Here is a 17,997-nt window from a genome sequence, read left to right on the forward strand (position 1 = left end):
GGTCAGGCCGCGCGGTTCCGCTCGGCCATGTAGGCGCGCCAGCCGCCGAGATGCGAGATGTCGGTCGCGCCGCGCACGCCCTCGGCCTCGACGATGAAGCCCTTGGGGGTCGTGCCGTCGGCCAGCCGGGTCGTGCCGATCCCGAGCGGGGCCGGGATGCCGGCGACGAAGGTTCCGAAGGCCTCGGGGCTCAGCGCCCAGGTCTCGGTCTGGATGGCGAAGCCGGTGCCGTCGGCGACCCGCATCAGGCCGGGACGATAGGGAGGCCCCCCGGAAAGGGCGAACAGGCGGTAATCGGGCGTCGTCGGTCCGGCTCGGAGAAGACGCCCGTCGCGGCTCGTGAGTTCGTGATTGAGCGCCATGCCGGAGAGGTGCGCGCCGACGACCACGACTTCGATCTCGCCCGCCGCCGCGCGTCCGCCCGAATCCGAGATGGATGGAACGGCCTCCTTGCTCGCTCCGATCGTGCCGCCTGCGGCGGCGTGGATCCGGGCGCCGAGCGCCGCCAGGAGCCCGTCCCGGCCTCGCGGAGCGATGAGTGTCACCCCGGACGGGAAGCCGTCCTGCCGCGCGCGGGAGGGCACGGCGAGGGCACTGAGATCGAGCAGGTTGACGAAGTTCGTATAGGTGCCGAGCTCGCTGTTCGGCCCGATCGGATCGGCTTCGAGATCGGCGACGGTGCGCGGCCTGGGATAGGTCGGGACCACGAGGACGTCGATCTGCGACCAGAGCCCCTCGGCCGCGCGGCGGAGATCCGCGAGGCGGTAGAGGCCCGCGAAGGCGTCGGCGGCGCTGTAGGCCGTCGCGCCGCCGATGATCGTGCGGGTGACGGGGTGCAGGACCTCGGGTCGCGTCTCGATCACCTCGCGGATGGCCTGGTAGCGCTCGGCGACCCATGGGCCGGTATAGAGCAGGGCCGCGACCGCGAAGAGCGGCGCGAGATCGACGGAGGCGGGCTTGCCGGGTGCGACCGAGGCGAGATCGGCCAGCGCGCGGTCGAAAGCCGCCTCCGCATCGGCATCGCCGGCGAAGACGCGGCTCGCTGCGTCCGGGATGCCGACCCGGAGACCCGGCGGCAGGATGCCGGGTGCGGGCGGCAGGGGCAGCGGGCGAGAATAGGCGTCGGCGGGGTCGTAGACCGCCATGACGCGGAAGGCCGCATCGGCATCGGCGACCGTGCCGGCGAAGATCGAGATGGTGTCGAGCGTGCGGCAGGCCGGCACCATGCCGGACCCGGACACGGCGCCGAGGGACGGCTTCAATCCGACGATGTTGTTGAGCGCGGCGGGGACGCGGCCCGATCCGGCAGTGTCGGTCCCGAGCGCGAAGGCGACTATCCCCCGCGCCACCGCGACCGCCGATCCCGAGGACGATCCGCCCGGCACGTAGCGCGGGTCGATCGCGTTCTTCGGGACCGGATAGGGGCTGCGCACGCCGACGAGCCCGGTCGCGAACTGGTCGAGATTGGTCTTTCCGATCAGGATCGCGCCCGCATCGAGCAGGCGGCGGACGGCGAAGGCCGTCTCGCTGGCGACATGCTCGAAGGCGGGGCAGGCGGCCGTCGTCGGCAGGCCGGCGACGTCGATGTTGTCCTTCACCGCGAAGGGGACGCCCCAGAGCGGCTTCGAGACGGGATCGAAGGGCCCGAGAGCGGCCGCGGCCGCTTTCGCCTGGTCCTCCGGCACGAGGGTGATGAAGATACCGGGATCGCCGGCCTCCGCGATCTTGCGGTAGATCTCGGCGACGACCGCGCCGGCATCGAGCCCCTTGGAATAGGCCTCGTGCAGTGCCGGGATGGTGGGAAACGCGAACGGCATCAGGCGGCCTCGATCATGAGCAGACGGTCGCCCGCTGCGACCTGCCGACCCGGCCGGCAATAGAGCGACGTGACCGTGCCGCCAACGGGGGCGACGATGCTGAGCTCGGTCTTCATCGCCTCGAGGATCACGATGGGCATCCCCGCCTCGACGGTCTCGCCTTCCTGCACGAGCACCTTCCAGACGCTGCCATGGATGTCGGAGGCCACCAGATGTCCGTCGAGGTCGTCCTCGACGGCGAGGATCTCCTCCTCCAGCGTGACCGCGACCGCTTCGTCCGCCTGCCAGAGCGCGACCTCCTCGCGGAACGCCTCCTGCTGGCGCGCCTTGAAGGCGTCGATCGACTCCTTCTCGGCGTCCAGGAACGCCTCGTAGGCGCCTAGATCGAAGATCTCCTCCTCGATCCGGATGCTCGCGCGTCCTTCGCGGAACTCCTCCCTCAGCCGGGTCAGCTCGGCTTCGTCGACGGGATAGAAGCGCACCTGGTCGAAGAATTTCAGGAGCCACGGCTCGCCGGGGGCGAAGACGGGGTTCTTCAGGAACTTGTTCCAGATCGGCAGCGTGCGGCCGACGAGCTGGTACCCGCCGGGGGAATCCATCCCGTAGATGCACATATAGACCCCGCCGATGCCGACGGTGCCCTCCGCCGTGAAGGTCCGGGCGGGGTTGTATTTCGAGGTCAGCAGGCGATGGCGCGGATCGACCGGCACCGCGCAGGGCGCACCGAGATAGACATCGCCGAGGCCGAGCACGAGATAGCTCGCCTTGAAGATCGTGTCGGCGACCTCCTCGACGCTGTCGAGCCCGTTGATGCGGCGCATGAACTCCGCGTTGCGCGGCAGCCAGGGCGCCGTCGAGCGCACGGTTTCGCTATAGCGCGTGACCGCGTCGAGCGTCGCCGAATCCTCGAAGGTCATCGGCAGATACACGACGCGGGTCTTCACCTTCATCGTGTCGACCGGCGGCAGGCGCATCTCGGCCGCGAGCAGGGCGTCCAGGAGCGCCCGCTGGTGGATGGTGCGGCTGTCGTAGTTCACCTGGAGCGAGCGCACGCCCGGGGACAGTTCCAGGATGCCTGGAACGGGATTGCCCTTCAGTTCCTCCATCAGGGCGTGGACGCGGAAGCGGTAGCGCAGGTCGAGTTCGTTCGGCCCGTATTCGATCAGGATGTATTTGTCTCCGGCCTGCCGGTAGGCGACGGCGGGCCGCCCGGCCTCGGCGGGGAGCGCCGCGAGGACCGTCGCCGAGACCGTCTCCGCCGGCTGGAGCGCCGGTGCCTTGACCGGCGGGAGGGCCGGCATCGGGGCGAGGGCCGCGATCGCCGCATCCTGCGCCGTCTCGAGCGCGAGGGCATCGTCGAAGCTCATCGGCACGAATCGGATCGTGTCGCCGGGCCGCGCCTGGCCGACCTTCCAGAGTTCCGCCTTCACGATGGTGACGGGGCAGACGAAGCCGCCGAGGCTCGGCCCGTCGCGGGTGAGGATGACGGGGAGGTCGCCCGTGAAGTTGACCGAGCCGATCGCGTATTCGCAATCGTGGATGTTCGAGGGGTGAAGCCCGGCCTCTCCGCCGTCCGACCGCGTCCAGCTCGGCTTCGGTCCGATCAGCCGGATGCCGAGACGGTTCGAGTTGTAATGGACCTCGTAGGAGGAGGCGAAGAAGGTCTCGATCGCCTCGTCCTGGAAGAAGTCGGGTGCGCCGTGCGGGCCGTAGAGCACGCCGACATCCCAATGGGCGGCATAGGCCGGCACGAGCGAGGCCGGCGCGGCGCCCGCCTCAGGGGCCGCTTCCGGCGCGGCTCCGAGCGGCAGCATGTCGCCGGGCCGGAGCGTCCGTCCGGCATGGCCGCCGAATTGGCCGAGCACGAAGGTCGAGCGGCTGCCGAGATAGAGCGGCACGTCGAAGCCGCCGCGGATGGCGAGATAGGTGCGCACGCCGGACGTCGCCTTGCCGATCGCCAGGACCTGCCCGGCCTTGACCGGCACCGGCTCCCAATAGGCGACCGGCGCGCCGTCGAGCGTGGCCTCGGCGACGGCGCCGGTGAGCGCGACGAGCCCGTCCGTGTGGAACTTCAGCGTCGGCCCGGCGAGCGTGCATTCGATGCCCGCCGCGGAATCCTCGTTGCCGACGATGCGGTTCGCGAGCCGGAAGGCGTAGTCGTCCATCGGGCCGGACGGCGGCACGCCGACGTCCCAATGCCCGACGCGGCCCGGATAATCCTGGATCGTGGTGAAGGTGCCGGGCGCCAGGACCTCGACCGCCTTGGCCGCGTAGGCGAAGCGCGACAGGGCCTTCGTCGAGACGTCGCCCGCGGCGAACATCGGCGAGCCGATGACCTCGCGCAGATAGTCGAGATTGGTGGCGATGCCGGAGAGGCGCGTCGCGGCGAGGGCCGCCTCCATCTTGGCGATCGCCTCAGCGCGGTCGGCACCGTGCACGATGAGCTTCGCCAGCATCGGATCGTAATAGGGCGAGACCTCCGTACCCGTCGCGATCCAGCCGTCGATCCGGGCGTCGGCGGGAAGGACGACCTCGGTCAGGGTTCCGGGCGAAGGCTGGAAATCGTGGGCGGGGTCCTCGGCATAGAGGCGCACCTCGATCGAGGCGCCCTTCGCCTCGGGGAGCGCGGTCAGGTCCGGCGGATCGCCCGCGGCGGTGCGCAGCATCCAGTCGACAAGGTCGATGCCGAGCACGGCCTCCGTCACCGGGTGCTCGACCTGGAGGCGCGTATTGACCTCGAGGAAATAGAACGCGTCGCGGGCCCGGTCGTAGATGAACTCGACGGTGCCGGCCGAGCGGTAGCCGACGGCCATGCCGAGCCGCTCGGCCGCGTCCAGAAGGCTCGCACGCGTCGCCGGCGGCAGATCGGGAGCCGGCGTTTCCTCGACGACCTTCTGGTTCCGGCGCTGGAGGGAGCAATCCCGCTCTCCGAGCGCCCGGACCGTACCGCGACCGTCGCCGAAGATCTGGACCTCGACATGCCGGGCATCGTCGATGCAGCGTTCGAGGAAGACGCCCGAGTCCTTGAAGAAATTCTCGGCAAGTCGCTGGACGGTGCCGTAAACTTGGGCAAGTTCTGCTGCGTCTGCGCAACGCGTGAGCCCGATCCCACCGCCGCCTGCCGTCGATTTGAGCATGACCGGGTAGCCGATCCCCTCGGCGGCGGCCAAGGCCTCGTCGAGGCTCGACAGGAGGCCCGTGCCGGGGACGAGCGGCACGCCCGCCGCTTCCGCGATCTCGCGCGAGGCGTGTTTCAGCCCGAAGCGGCGGATCTGGTCCGCGGTCGGGCCGACGAAGGCGATGCCCGCAGCCTCGCATTCCTCCGCGAAATCGGCGTTCTCCGCCAGGAACCCGTAGCCGGGGATGATCGCCTCGGCCCCCGTCGCCTTGGCGGCCGCGATGATGAGGTCGCCGCGCAGATAGGTTTCGGACGCCGTGCTGCCGGGAAGGTGGATCGCTTCATCCGCCTCGACGGCGTGAGGGGCCGTGCGGTCCGGGTCCGAATAGACGCTGACGGAGCGGATGCCGCTCGCCTTGAGCGTGCGGATGATACGGGCGGCGATTTCGCCGCGATTCGCGATCAGGACGGTCTTGAACATGGATCGCCGAGCACTCCGAGCGGGTTGCCGGCAATTTTGTGAGTTGTCCGGCGCATGAGGCTCCGGATCGCAAGCGCCGTACCAGACCCGCCGGTGCGGGCGGCCCGCCTCGGTCAGTGGGGCGGCTGTTCGTCCGTTTCGTCCGCCGTCGCGTCCTTCTGTCGGTCGAAGGCGGCGGCCCAGCGTTCGATCGGCTCGCTCGATCCTCCCGCCATCCGCGCCTGCCGGATCGCGACCCGCAGAGCCGCCCGCTGGTGCCGGCCCTCCGGCTCGCCGAAATCCTCCGGCGGCGTGGCTTTCGCCAGAGCCGCGGCGACGGCGGCCTTGAGGCCGAGCGTCTCGCGATCCCCGAACCTCTCCATCAGGTGCGCAAAGGCCTCGTGGCGTGCGCCATCATAGGGGATGCGCCGGCCCATGGCGTCCTTGACCGGGCTCGGAGGGAAGAGATGCGCGCCGGGGACGAGGCCGTCGGGGATCGGCGTCGTCGCCGAATGCGTCCGGCCGGTGCGCAGGACCTTCGGCAAGACGTGGGTGTGCGGCCCTTCCGGCGAGCGCCCATCGGGCGGCGGGATCGGCTGGAAGACCTCGCAGCGTCCGAACCCGCAGGTGAAGACGCGATGCGGGCCGAAGCGGATGATGGCCGGCATGGCCGGATGCCCGGCCTCGAAGATCGGGCGCCCGAGCCCGGATCGCAGGATGCCGATGAGTTCGGGTTTGTGCGTGCGGATGCAGATGTCGGATTGAGGGACGCCGAGGCCCATGTCGAAGACGATGGCGTCGCGATCCTCGGCACGGATGGCCTCCGTGTCGGGTCCGAGTTCGGTCAGCACGATCCGCCGGTTCATCGCGCTCGCGGCCTTGGGAAGGCAGAGCGCGATGGCCTGGCTCCAGGTCTCGCCGTCCCGGTTCGGCGTCTCGTAGGCGACGGGCACGAGGTCGTCGCGAAGCGTGATCCGGACCCCGCCTCGCGAGGTGGCGGCCGAGGCCGACGAGCCGGTCCGCTCGGTGACGGCGGCTTCGCCGGGGTCGCGGACGAATTCGGCGATGGCGCCGAAGGTCCCGACGGCCCAGCCATTCGTCTCGTCGGCCACGGCATCGAGCAGCCAGCTATGGTGATGGTCTGTCATCGGAGGACCTCGCGATGGGCGGGGCGCGCGGGCGCCGGGGGATGACGAAGGTCTCTCCGTCATGGAGGTGGCGGATCACGTCAATGCCGAAGGCCTCGGCCACCGGCGCGTCGCCGAGCGCCACGGCGGGAGGAGCGTCGGCGAGAGCGCGTCCGCCGGCCAGTAGAACGATCCGGTCGCAGAAGCGGGCCGCGAGCGAGAGGTCGTGCAGGACGACGGCGACGCCGCTCCCGGCCCGTGCGATCGATCCGAGAAGCTCCATCGTACGCAATTGAAGAAGCGGGTCGAGCGCCGCCACGGGCTCGTCCGCGAGCAGGAATCGGCCTCGCACGGCCAGGGCGCGTGCCAGGAGGACGCGGGCGCGTTCACCTCCCGACAGCGTGGCGCAGGACCTGTCGGCGAGATGCGGCACGTCGGCCTGCCGGAGGGCTTCGGCTACCGCCGTCTCGTCGTCGCGGCTCTTCGGGTGGCCGCGATGGGGAAGGCGCCCGAGGGCCACGACGGCTCTCGCCGTCATTTCCCAATTCACCTCGGCGCCCTGGGCGAGATAGGCGATCGCCCGCGCGCGGTCGCGATCCGCGATGCGGGCGAACGGCGTGCCGTCGAGCGCGAGGCTGCCCGCCATCGGCGGCGCAAGGCCGGCCAGCGCGCGCAGGAGCGTGGTCTTGCCGGCCCCGTTCGGTCCGAGGATGCCGACCATCTCGCCGCTCGCGAGACGAAGATCGACGCCTGCGAGCATCGTCCGACCGCCATGGCCGAGCGCGAGGCCGCGCGCCTCGAGCCCGCTCACGTCATCCTCCGGCGGAGGCGCCAGATCAGATGGAACAGGAACGGGGCGCCGACGATCGAGGTGACGACGCCGAGCTTCAGCTCCGGCCGGATCCCGCTCGTCCGGACGGCGATGTCCGCGGCCAGCACCATCACCCCGCCTCCGAAGGCGCTCGGCAGGAGGAGCGCGCCGGGACGCGATCCGACGAGGCGACGCAGAAGGTGCGGCACCACGAGCCCGACGAAGCCGATCGCGCCCGTGACGGCGACGGCCGTGCCGACGGCGAGGGCCGAGCCGGTGATGACCCAGAGCCGGAGCGAGGACAGGCGGAAGCCGAGACTCGTCGCCGTATCCTCCCCGAGCGTCAGGGCGTCGAGACCGGGAGCGGCGGCGAGGAGCGCGAGCCATCCGATCGCCATGAGGGGGGCGGCGAGCCAGACATGGGCGAGGCTGCGATCGGCGAGCGAGCCCATCAGCCAGAACACGACCTCGAGCGCGGCATAAGGGTTGGGGGCGAGGTTCAGCGCCAGGGCCGTGGCCGAGCCGGCGAAGGCGTTGATCGCGACGCCGGCGAGGATCAGCGTCGTCGTGCCCGCACCGCGCCCTGCCAGGGCGAAGAGGACGATGGTCGCGAGGGCGGCCCCGGCGATACCGCCGAGCGGCAGCGTCAGTTGGGTGAGGTTGGTGCCGAAATAGAAGACCAGCACGGCTCCCAGCGCGGCCGCTCCCGAGATGCCGACGATGCCGGGCTCCGCGAGGGGATTGCGCAGGAGACCCTGCATCGCGGCGCCGGCGAGGCCGAGGCTCATCCCGACGAGGAGGCCGAGGATGGCCCGGGGCAGACGGAGTTCGAGGAGGACGAGGGCCTCGGGCGTGTTCCGTCCGGCCCAGGCATCGGTGATCGCGGCCGTGAGGTCGAGAGGGGCGTAGCCGATCCCGACCGAGGCCGCCGTCAGCGCGAGGGCCGCCACGGCGAGCGCGGGCACCAGCAGGCGCTCGGGGACGGTGCGGCTCGCTCCGCTCATGGCCGGCCGCCCTTCTGGAGGTCGGCCGCGGCGCTGCGCAGTCTCGCGATCGCCGCGACGACGCTCGGGCCGGCGCAGGTCCATAGACGCGACGGGATCGAGATCAGGCGCGGCCGGGGCGAGAGGGCGCGGAGGATCGGATGCGTCAGCACGGCCGTCGCGAGGGAGGGCGGGCCGTCCGGCTCGGTATCGACGATGAGGGCGTCAGCGCGCTCCAGCACCACGCGTTCGAGCGGCACCTGGGCATAGGCGCCGAGATCGAGGCTCGCGCCGAGATTGTCGAAGCCGGCCGCGGTCAGCACGTCGTCGACGAGGGAGCCCCGGCCTGGCGTGAATCCGTTCGGCCGCAGCACGAAGGCGCGGGGCACCGCTGCCCGCGGATCGGAGAGGGCGAGGCGCGCCAGTTCCGCATCCATCTGCGCGACGAGCGCACGGCCTCGGGCCGGCTCGCCGATCGCGGCGGCGAAGTCGACGATCTGCGCCTTCACGCCGGTGAGGTCCTTCGGGATGTCGAATTCGACGACCCGGATCCCGGCGCGTTTCAGCATCGCCACCGCATGCCGCGTCGTGTAGCGCCCGGCGACCACGAGGTCGGGCGCGAGGGGAAGGATCTCCTCGACGAGCCCGTGATTGGCGCGGTGGCGTCGTGCGGCTTCGGCGAGATTGCCGTTCCGGGGATCCTGCGACAGCCAGGTCACGGAGACGAGCCGGTCGGGATCGGCGAGGCGCAGTGCGAGTTCGTCCGTGCAGAGGTTCAGCGACACGATCCGCGCAGGACGCCCGTCAGGCGCGCCAGCAAGCGCGGCCGACAGGGCGACCGGCACCAGAACGGCGCCGGCCAGGGCGGCTCGAAAGCCGGCCGAAACGGCCATGCGCTCGTTCAGTTCGTGACGCGGATCCCGCCATAGGCCGCGAAGCCCGGCCGGAGATAGCCGGTCGGGTCCTCGACGCGGGCGTTGAACAGGTTGTCCAGCCGGCCGAAGACGTTGACCTGATCGGTGAGCTGATAATTCGCCGCCGCGTTCACGAGCGCGTAGGGGGCGGTGCGCAGCCGGGGGATCGAGAAGTCACGGTTGCCGTCGACTTGCGAGCCGACGACGATCACCGTGCCCGACAGCGTCAGCTTGTCGATCGGCTTCCACGTCGCCGAGACGCCGCCCTTGTGGCGCGGCCGCCGCAGGAGTTCCTGGCGCGCGATCTCGTCCTTCGCGATGGTGTTCGTGTAGGTGAGCTGGAACTGCAGGGCGTCCGAGACGATGAAGGTCGCAAAGGTCTCGAAGCCGTGGGTCGAGGCCCGCCCGACATTGACGTTGGTGCTGATGAAGTTGGCGGACCGCGACTGGATCAGGTTCTTGATGTCGTTGTCGAAATAGGTGACGCCGAACCGCACCCGGTCGTTGAAGAGCGGCTGCTCGAAGCCGACATCCCAGCCGAAGCTCTCCTCGGGCTTGAGGTTCGGATTGCCGAAGAAGCCGAAGGCCGGATAGCTCTGATAGAGCTGGCTGAGCGTCGGGGCCTTGAAACCGGTGCCGACGCTGGCCTTCAGCTTGGTCTCCGCGCCCGGCACGATGAAGACGGGCGCGACGCGGTAGGTCCAGGATTCGCCGAACTGATCGTTCGAATCGTAGCGGACGTTCGAGGTCAGGAAGATGCGGTCCGTGAACTGCGACTGCAGCTGGAGATAGGCGCCCGTATTGCCGTTCTCGGCCCGGAGCGTCTTGGTGTTCAGGCTCTCGTCCGATCGCTCGACGCCGAAAACGAGCGTCTGCCCGTCGATCACCTGGAACTCGCCCCGGTAATCGTACTTCGTCCGGATGCCGATATTGGTGGTCGGGTCCGGCCTGCCAAACGCCGTCGCGGGCTGCTGGTTCTTGGTGTCGAGATTGGCGTAGCCGACGCCGAAGACGTTCCGGAAGCGGCCGTCGAGAAGGTTGATCACCGCCTCGCCGCGATGGAAGTGGAAGAGATCGTCCTGGGTCGAGCGGAAGCCGTTGGGGAAGGACGGCCAGCCGCCGTCGCCGGTGTAGAGCAGCCGTGAATTGATCAGCCGGCCCGTGTAGTTGAGGCTGAAATACTCGTTGAAGTCGTAGCCGAGCTTCGTCGAGAGGCTGAGATTGTCGTAGAAGTTGGGATTGATGCGACGCCCGTACGGCACGAGGTCGCGCGGCGTCACCGGCGTGTGCTCAGAGCGGTAATGGCCGATCGAGAACAGGTAGTTGAAGCCGCCATGGGAGCCGGACAGGGTCCCGAACTGGTTGAAGGTGCCGTGGGAGCCGCCTTCCGCCGTCACGGCGATCTTGGGCGGGCCCTCGCCCTTCTTGGTGAGAATCGAGATCACGCCGCCGATGGCGTCGGCCCCGTAGAGGCCCGATTGCGGCCCGCGCAGCACCTCGATCTGCGCGATGTCCTGCGTCAGGAGCTGGCCGAGATCGAAGGAGCGGTTCGGGTTCGAGGGATCCGAGACCTCGATGCCGTCGATCAGGACCTTGGTGTGGTTCGAGTTGGTGCCGCGCGTGAACACCGAGGTCTGCCCGCCCGGGCCGCCGGACTGCACGACGTTGAGGCCCATGACCTGCTGCAGAGCGTCCGGCACGGTGCGGCGCTGCTCGCGTTCGATATCGGCCGCCGTCAGGATCGTGACCGAGCTGCCGATCTGGGCGGTCGGCGTGGCGTTCGAGGTCGCCGAGACGCTGACGCCCGGCACCGAGCCGTTCTGGCTGGCGAGGTCCGCCTGCGGGGCCTCGCCGGGACGGGCGACGGTCGCGCGCTGCGGCCTCGTCTGGCTGCGGCGGGCGGGTGCGCGCACGTCCGAGCGCGTCTCGCGCCGGGCCGTCGCGGCGCGGGACGGCGTCGGCGGCTCGATGCTGATCGCCGGAAGCCGGTTGGCGTCCTCGATCGTCTGCTGAGCGGAGGCGGGGAGGGCGGCGAGGATCAGCGCCGCCGTCGAGAGGAGGGCCGTTCTGAGGCTGGAAGCGGGCACTGGGAGATTCCGGAAACGTGGTGGCACGTCACCGCGAACCCAGTCTCCCCGGCCCGAAAGGGACCGGCTCGGCTGCCATCAGGACACCCCGCCCGACGCGCTCGCGTGTGACCACGGCTGACGGCAGGTCTCCTGACTCGCGGGTCGTCGCTTCCCATCGCCTTCCCAGGCCGAGGCCCAGTGGCACGATGACGAGAAACTCGCCGCTCACAGTTGCGGGGGCAGTTGCGGGTTCGGGCAGGCCCTCACCGCATTCCCTGTTCGTCCCTTGCGGGAACCGTCGCGCGCAGAATGACGCAGCGCCCGTAAAGGTTAAAGAGCTTTCCTGGAGCCGGGCCAAGGAGAGCCGGGCGCCGTGGCAATTGCGTCACAAGAGGATGCGCTCGCTCCTGACGCCATGACCGAAAATAGGGTGTCGGCCCCGCGCACCGTCGAAGACGAGCCGTTTCGCGTGTAAGCGTCGGGTGCGCACGACGCGCGGGGGGATGCTGCGGTGAGGCTGGGCAGGTTCGAGATTTCGATTCGTGCGGTGATCGCGATCGTGGCCGTTGTCGCGATCCTGGCCTGGCTGGTCCTGTTCGACGAAACGGCTCTCGGATTGCTGCGGTCGGGGCAGCCCTGACGCGCGACCGGCAGCCGGAGCCGGCTGCCGTGTTCAGCCTGCCGGTGCGGCCGGGGGCCAGCGGCGGTCCCAGGAACTCGACGCCCCATCTGGTCGATGAAGCGGAACTCGCCTTCGCTCGCCGCGGGCGGAAGGCGGACGAACAGGTCCAGTCCGATGGCCGGGATCTAGATCGGCGCCTGCATCCCGCCCGAATGAGTGAAGGACACGGTCATCTCGATGCTCCCTGGACCGGAGGCGGGTCCCGCCGACGCGTCTCGAGCAGGGACCGGCCGAGGCGCGTGAGCGGCCTCTCGACGATCCGGTAGGAGGCGAGCCCGACCGCGATCGTCGCGAGGAGCGCCAAGGCGGCGGACCCGAGCGGGCCGAGCGCAGGACCGAGATGGAGCGCTTCGATCGCCTTCAGCGTGCCCCGGATGGCGAAGGGATGCAGCAGGTAGATCGCATAGGAGGCGTCGCCGATCGCTTCCCCGATCCGGCCCGCGAGGCCGGCGAAGCCCGGCTCGCGTGTGAGCTGGCCCGGCGCGAGGCCGCAGGCGGCGACGAGGCAGGCCGCCGGCGGCCCGTAGAGAAGCGCGCGGGCTTCGAGCGTCTGGCCGGCGAGGACGGGGTCGGCGATCGCGAAGAGCCCGAGTCCGATGGCCGCGAGAAGCAGGCGCGCCCACGGGCCGAGCGTCACGTCTTCGGCCCTGAGGAGGCCGAGCGCCATGCCGAGCGCGAATTCCAGCAGCAGGGCGCCGGTCCAGAAACCGAGAGGCTGCGGCAGCGGGCGGAACGCGATGCCGGCCACGACGAGCGCGATCAGGACGGCCGCCACGGCGGCCACCGCCAAACGCCGCCGCAATCCGAGCGCGAGGGCGAAGACGACGTAGAAGAACATCTCGTAATTCAGCGTCCAGCCCAGCGAATATACCGGCAGCGGCAGCCCGTCCGGGCGGGCCATCGGGATGAAGAGATACGACGCCGCGAGCGAGAGCGGATCCATCACGGCGCTGCGCAGCCAATCCGGCCGGGCCAGCGCGATGAGGACGAACAGCGTCGTCGTCAGCCAATAGAGCGGGGCGATGCGCGAGATGCGCCGCGTGAGGAACAGCCGCGCCGCGCCGGGCCGTCCGAACAGACCGGCCGAGGCATAGACCATCACGAAGCCGGAGATCACGAAGAAGACGTCGACGCCGGCTTCGAGCGGCAGGGCCGCGCTCCATCCGCCCGGCCCGCCGAGCGGTCCTTCCGCCCGCAGGTGGAACAGCGCGATCGCGAGGGCCGCGAAGCCGCGCAGGGCTTGAATCGCAACGAGGGTGGGCACGATGGCGGTCCGGGCGTCTCGGCGAAAGGGTGACGGCGGGTGGATCGGCGGCGAGGCCGCATCACCGCCCTTTCGACTCGCACGGCCCGGCTGGCAAGCCCGGAGCTGGCCGCCGGCTGCTTGACAGGTGGGGAGGGGCGGGGTTCCTCGCGCGGAAGTCCGGCAACGATCCGGAAAGGGGCGCACCGGTCGCCCGGGAGGAGTGCGAGATGGGAGAGGGCTTGCCTCTCGGGGCGGATATCCGCCCATGATGTCGGCCGGGAGCGACGTGACGGCGCGCGACATCTGCGTGCCGCGCTACGGGCTCGAGCGCCACGCGGCCGAGCGGCCTGCGGCCATTTTCGCCGCCTTCGAGACGGGCGAGCGCTGGAGTTTCGCCGACACGTTGGCCATTGCCCGAAGGAGCGCGGCAGGCCTGCACGCGCTCGGCGTGCGGCGGGGCGACCCTGTCCTCGTGATGCTGCCGAACGATGCGAGCGCGATCCGGGCGATGGTCGGCATCGGTTGGCTCGGCGCGGTCTTCGTGCCCGTCAACATCGCCTATCGCGGCGCGATCCTCGACCATGTGGTGCGCGACAGCGGGGCGCGGGTCGCGATCGTGCATCCGCAACTCGCCGAGCGGCTCCTCGCGGTCGAGACGAGCCCCCTCCGCAGCGTCGTCGTCGTGGACGGCGAGCCGTCCGTGTGCGTCCCCGACGGCATCGTCGTCCACGGGATCGGCGCGCTCGACGGCGACCCGGCGAGCCTGCCGGAGCTCGGCGCCCCGATCGAGCCGTGGGACCTTCAGTCGATCATCTACACGTCGGGCACGACGGGCCGCTCGAAGGGCGTTCTGTCGAGCCATATGCACGCCTTCACGGCCGTGAATCCCGGGACCTGGACCTGCCTCAGGCCCGACGACCGGCAATTGCTGCATATGCCGATCTTCCATATCGGCGGCGCCTTCGTCGCCAGCACGGCGCTCTGCGTCGGCGGCTCGATCGCGGTCGTGCCGTCCTTCCGGACGGAGACGTTCTGGGAGACGTTGCGCGCGCTCGAGGTGACGTCGGTCTTCCTGCTCGGGGCGATGGCGACCTTCCTCCTCAAGCGGCCGCCGGATCCGCGCGACCGCGAGCATCCGTTGCGCCACGTCATGATCGTGCCGCTCGGCGCGAATGGCCCACCCTTCCGCGAACGGTTCGGCGTCGACGTGTTCACGCTCTTCAACATGACCGAGATCTCGACCCCGCTGATGTCGGGGCCCAATCCGGCCAAGCCGAATGTCTGCGGCCGCGTGCGGCCGGGCGTCGAGGTACGGCTCGTCGATGCGCATGACCGGCCCGTGCCGCTCGGCACCGTCGGCGAACTCGTCATCCGTGCCGATGCGCCCTGGGCCATGAGCCACGGCTATCACGGCGATCCCGCGGCGACCGCGGCCGCCTGGCGCAACGGCTGGTTCCACACGGGCGATGCCTTCACCTGCGATGCGGATGGCGATTTCAGCTTCGTCGACCGCCTGAAGGACGCGATCCGGCGGCGCGGCGAGAACATCTCGTCCTTCGAGGTCGAAACGGAGCTCCTGTCGCATCCGGACGTGCGTGAGGCGGCGGCGGTCGCCGTGCCGAGCCCCGATGGCGAGGACGAGGTTCTGGCCGTGCTGGCCCCTCAGCCGGACCGCGCGATCGATCCGGTCGGCATTCTCGACCATCTTCGCGGGAGGCTGCCGCATTTCATGCTGCCACGCTTCATCCGCATCGTGCCGGACCTGCCGAAGACGCCGACCGCGAAGGTCGAGAAGCATCTGCTTCGCTCGCAAGGGCTGACGCCCGAAACCTGGGATCGCGAGACGGCGGGCATCAGGATCCGTCGTGAGGATATCGGAGGACATCGTACGTGAGCCGCACGGTCATTCGCACCTATACCGACTACAAGAGCCCCTACGCCTTCGTCGCCGTCGCGCCGACCTGGCAACTGGAAGACGAGTTCGACATCGCGCTCGAGTGGCTGCCCTACACGCTGCAGATCGCGGGCTATCTCGGCTCGGTCGAGGAGCGGTCCGAGCATCAATGGCGGCGGGTCCGGTATTCGTACATGGACGCGCGGCGCTTCGCGAACCAGCAGGGCCTGACGCTGCGCGGGCCGAAGAAGATCTACGATGCCTATTACGCCAGCGCCGGCATGAACTTCGCCCAGCGTGCCGGGATCTTCAGGGATTACAACGACATCGTCTTCCGGCGGTTCTGGAGCCACGAGCTGGACGTCGATTCGGTCGACGACATCACGGCCGTGATCGTCGGCCTCGGCGGTGACGGCGCGGCGTTCCAAGCCTACGCGGAGGGCACAGGCCGGGCCGAACACGAGCGCATCTGCCTCGAGGCCGAGGCGATGGGTGTGTTCGGCGTGCCCATGTACGTCCTCGACGGAGAGCTGTTCTGGGGCGGAGACCGCTTGCCGCTGCTGAAGGAACGGCTGCGGGAGCGCGGCCTGTCGCGCCGGTAGCGGCCGCCCGCCGGCGCCCTGCGACGGATAGCGGGAGGCCGGAACCGGCGTTCGGCTAGTTGCGCGGGACGCGGGCGATGCGGAGCGTGTTCGTCGCACCCGGCGTGCCGAGGGGCACGCCCATGACGACGATCAGCCGGTCTCCCGGTTCGGCGAAGCCCTCGGCGACCGTCGTGAGGCAGGAGCGCTCGACCATGTCCTCGAGGTCCCGCGCATCGTCGGCCCGCATCGCGTGGACGCCCCAGGACAGCGCGAGCCGCCGCGCGGTCGAGAGGTTCGGCGACAGGGCCACGACCGGCGGCTTCGGCCGTTCGCGGGCGACGCGGAGCGCGGTCGATCCCGTCGAGGTCCAGCAGACGATCGCAGCCATGTCGAGGTCCTCGGCGATGACGCGTGCGGCATCCGCGATCGCATCCGCGCCCGTACCGTCCGATTCGGGCTGCTGGTTGGCGATGACGCCGCGATAGGTGCGGTCGCGTTCGACCTCGCAGGCGATCTTGTTCATCATCGCGACGGCCTCGACCGGATATTTTCCGGCCGCGCTCTCGGCCGAAAGCATGATCGCATCGGTCCCCTCGAAGATCGCGGCGGAGACGTCCGAGACCTCGGCCCGCGTCGGGACGGGGCTCGTGATCATCGATTCCAGCATCTGCGTCGCGACGACGACGGGCTTGCCGAAGCGGCGCGCCATGCGGGTGATGCGCTTCTGGATGCCCGGCACGCGCTCGAGCGGAAGCTCGACGCCGAGATCGCCGCGGGCGACCATCACGCCGTCGGCGAGTTCCATGATCTCCTCGAGCCGCTCGACGCCCTGAGGCTTCTCGATCTTGGCCATGACGCCGGCCCTGCCGCGTGCAGCCTTCTTCACCTCCGCCACGTCCTCCGGCCGCTGCACGAAGGAGACCGCGATCCAGTCGACGCCGGCGCCGAGCGCCGCGTCGAGATCCGAGCGGTCCTTCGGCGTCATCGCCGAGACGGGAATGACGGTGTCCGGCACCGAGACGCCCTTGCGGTCGGAGACGGTGCCCGCGACGACGACCTCCGTCACTGCCCGGGTCGGGCTCGCCTCCTTGATGACGAGCCGGACCTTGCCGTCGTCGACCAGGAGCGCATGGCCGACCTCGAGCGCTTCGAGGATCTCGGGGTGCGGAAGATGGACGCGCTTCGAATCGCCCGGCTTCGGGTCGGCGTCGAGGATGAAGCTCTGGCCCTGCTTCAGATCCTCCTTGCCCTTGGCGAAGGTGCCGAGCCGCAGCTTCGGACCCTGAAGGTCGGCCAGGATGGCGATCGGCCGGTCGACCGCCTTCTCGATCCCGCGAATCGCGGCCACGAAGTCGCGCATCTTGTCGTGCGGCGTGTGGCTCATGTTGATGCGGAACACGTCGGCCCCGGCTTCGAACAGCCTTTCGATCATCGGCGCATCCGACGAAGCGGGGCCGAGCGTGGCCACGATCCGGGTTCGTCTCGAGCGTCGCATGGATCCTCCTCCTCGAGCGTGGCTCCTCAGGATGGGTCAGAGAGGCCCGGAAAGATACCTCCCCCGCGCCATCCCGCCGGGGCCTCGCAGATATCGAGCGTCGATGACAGCTTTCGGGCGGTGGCGGCGATTCGGTGCTCGAGCGAGAAATGGTCGCCGCCGAGAAGGATCACGGCCACGGCGAAACCAGCCGCGATCGGGATCCAGGAAATGGCGGGCTTGCCCAGGCGGGCGTGCAGGACGGCGAAGAGCGCCAGCGCGCCGCCCCCCACCATGAAGCCGATCACCACTTCCGAACGGGTATGTGCACCGAGCCGCACCCGGCTGATCGCCACGGCGAGAGCGAGAAGAAGGACGCCGATCTGGGCGAGGCGACGCAGGAGCAGAGGCCGGTCTGCGGTCAGCAGAAGAGCGAGGGCGCCGTAGAAGAAGGTGGCGAAGGCGACATGGCCGCTGGGGCTGACCACGCGCGCATTGGCGATCGCGTGGCCGCAGGCATGGAAGACGAGCTTCAGCGCGACCGTCGCGCCGCCCGCCGCCGCGAGACACAAGGCGAAGGCGAGTGCGAGCCGCCACTCGCGCAGGACCGCGAGATAGAGAAACAGCAGCGCCGAAGCGGGGAGCAGCAGGGCCGAATCGGCCATCGCGGAGACGAGGGGGCTGATCATCGCATTCCCTCAAGGCGCTGCGGATGGCGGGGGCGGAGGCGGAGCGAACGGCGTCCCGTCATCCTCTCCGAGGCTGCCCGTCCATACGCTGCCCGAGGCCGTCGCGCGAGACGAGGCGGTGGGATGAGG

13 protein-coding genes and 1 riboswitch are annotated in these 17,997 nt (G+C 70.0%); of the genes, 3 read left to right on the forward strand and 10 right to left on the reverse strand.

Features of this window, described 5'->3' with window-relative positions; all coding sequences use genetic code 11:
• Positions 1-2 precede the first annotated feature (2 nt).
• The 7 genes from atzF to EV668_RS18765 all read right to left on the reverse strand — a co-directional run bounded on the left by atzF (position 3) and on the right by EV668_RS18765 (position 11,317).
• Positions 3-1,817, reverse strand: coding sequence for an allophanate hydrolase (atzF, locus tag EV668_RS18735; RefSeq protein WP_133772905.1), 1,815 nt, complete (start codon positions 1,815-1,817; stop codon positions 3-5).
• Entirely contained in the window at positions 1,817-5,416 is a 3,600-nt protein-coding gene (gene uca / locus EV668_RS18740) for an urea carboxylase (protein WP_133772907.1), read from the reverse strand. Before uca ends, atzF begins: the two co-directional genes overlap by 1 nt.
• A gap of 113 nt (positions 5,417-5,529) precedes the next feature.
• Positions 5,530-6,543: a DUF6925 family protein gene (locus EV668_RS18745; protein WP_208111579.1), complete on the reverse strand. Its 1,014-nt coding sequence runs from the start codon at positions 6,541-6,543 to the stop codon at positions 5,530-5,532.
• Complete coding sequence (locus tag EV668_RS18750) at positions 6,524-7,282, reverse strand: ABC transporter ATP-binding protein (RefSeq protein WP_133773012.1); 759 nt, start codon at positions 7,280-7,282, stop codon at positions 6,524-6,526. Before EV668_RS18750 ends, EV668_RS18745 begins: the two co-directional genes overlap by 20 nt.
• A 47-nt stretch (positions 7,283-7,329) precedes the next feature.
• On the reverse strand, positions 7,330-8,337 hold the full coding sequence (locus EV668_RS18755; protein WP_133772909.1) for a FecCD family ABC transporter permease: 1,008 nt from the start codon (positions 8,335-8,337) through the stop codon (positions 7,330-7,332).
• Positions 8,334-9,209, reverse strand: a complete 876-nt coding sequence (locus tag EV668_RS18760; protein ID WP_133772911.1) for an ABC transporter substrate-binding protein — start codon at positions 9,207-9,209, stop codon at positions 8,334-8,336. Before EV668_RS18760 ends, EV668_RS18755 begins: the two co-directional genes overlap by 4 nt.
• A gap of 8 nt (positions 9,210-9,217) precedes the next feature.
• Positions 9,218-11,317: a TonB-dependent receptor plug domain-containing protein gene (locus EV668_RS18765; RefSeq protein WP_166652544.1), complete on the reverse strand. Its 2,100-nt coding sequence runs from the start codon at positions 11,315-11,317 to the stop codon at positions 9,218-9,220.
• A gap of 105 nt (positions 11,318-11,422) precedes the next feature.
• Positions 11,423-11,614, reverse strand: a riboswitch (cobalamin riboswitch).
• A gap of 196 nt (positions 11,615-11,810) precedes the next feature.
• Between EV668_RS18765 and EV668_RS25615 the strand changes: the two genes are divergently transcribed.
• Positions 11,811-11,939: a hypothetical protein gene (locus EV668_RS25615; protein ID WP_280960127.1), complete on the forward strand. Its 129-nt coding sequence runs from the start codon at positions 11,811-11,813 to the stop codon at positions 11,937-11,939.
• Positions 11,940-12,150: 211 nt separating this feature from the next.
• Here the strand turns inward: EV668_RS25615 and EV668_RS18770 are convergent, their stop codons facing one another.
• Positions 12,151-13,245, reverse strand: a complete 1,095-nt coding sequence (locus EV668_RS18770; protein ID WP_245513305.1) for an acyltransferase family protein — start codon at positions 13,243-13,245, stop codon at positions 12,151-12,153.
• 247 nt (positions 13,246-13,492) lie between these two features.
• On the opposite strand from EV668_RS18770, the gene EV668_RS18775 reads away from it, so the two are divergent.
• On the forward strand, positions 13,493-15,121 hold the full coding sequence (locus tag EV668_RS18775) for an AMP-binding protein (RefSeq protein WP_208111580.1): 1,629 nt from the start codon (positions 13,493-13,495) through the stop codon (positions 15,119-15,121).
• Entirely contained in the window at positions 15,118-15,723 is a 606-nt protein-coding gene (locus tag EV668_RS18780) for a 2-hydroxychromene-2-carboxylate isomerase (protein ID WP_133772914.1), read from the forward strand. The genes EV668_RS18775 and EV668_RS18780 overlap by 4 nt, the downstream gene beginning before the upstream one ends.
• A 55-nt stretch (positions 15,724-15,778) precedes the next feature.
• Here EV668_RS18780 and pyk read toward each other — a convergent pair whose 3' ends face one another.
• Together pyk and EV668_RS18790 are read right to left on the reverse strand one after the other, a co-directional pair.
• Positions 15,779-17,200 (reverse strand): pyruvate kinase, encoded by a 1,422-nt coding sequence (gene pyk, locus EV668_RS18785; RefSeq protein ID WP_133772916.1) that lies wholly within the window; start codon positions 17,198-17,200, stop codon positions 15,779-15,781.
• Between the two features lie 26 nt (positions 17,201-17,226).
• Positions 17,227-17,868: a phosphatase PAP2 family protein gene (locus EV668_RS18790; protein ID WP_133772918.1), complete on the reverse strand. Its 642-nt coding sequence runs from the start codon at positions 17,866-17,868 to the stop codon at positions 17,227-17,229.
• Between the last annotated feature and the right edge of the window lie 129 nt (positions 17,869-17,997).

The sequence above is a fragment of the Enterovirga rhinocerotis genome (genome assembly GCF_004363955.1).
Lineage (GTDB): Bacteria > Pseudomonadota > Alphaproteobacteria > Rhizobiales > Beijerinckiaceae > Enterovirga > Enterovirga rhinocerotis.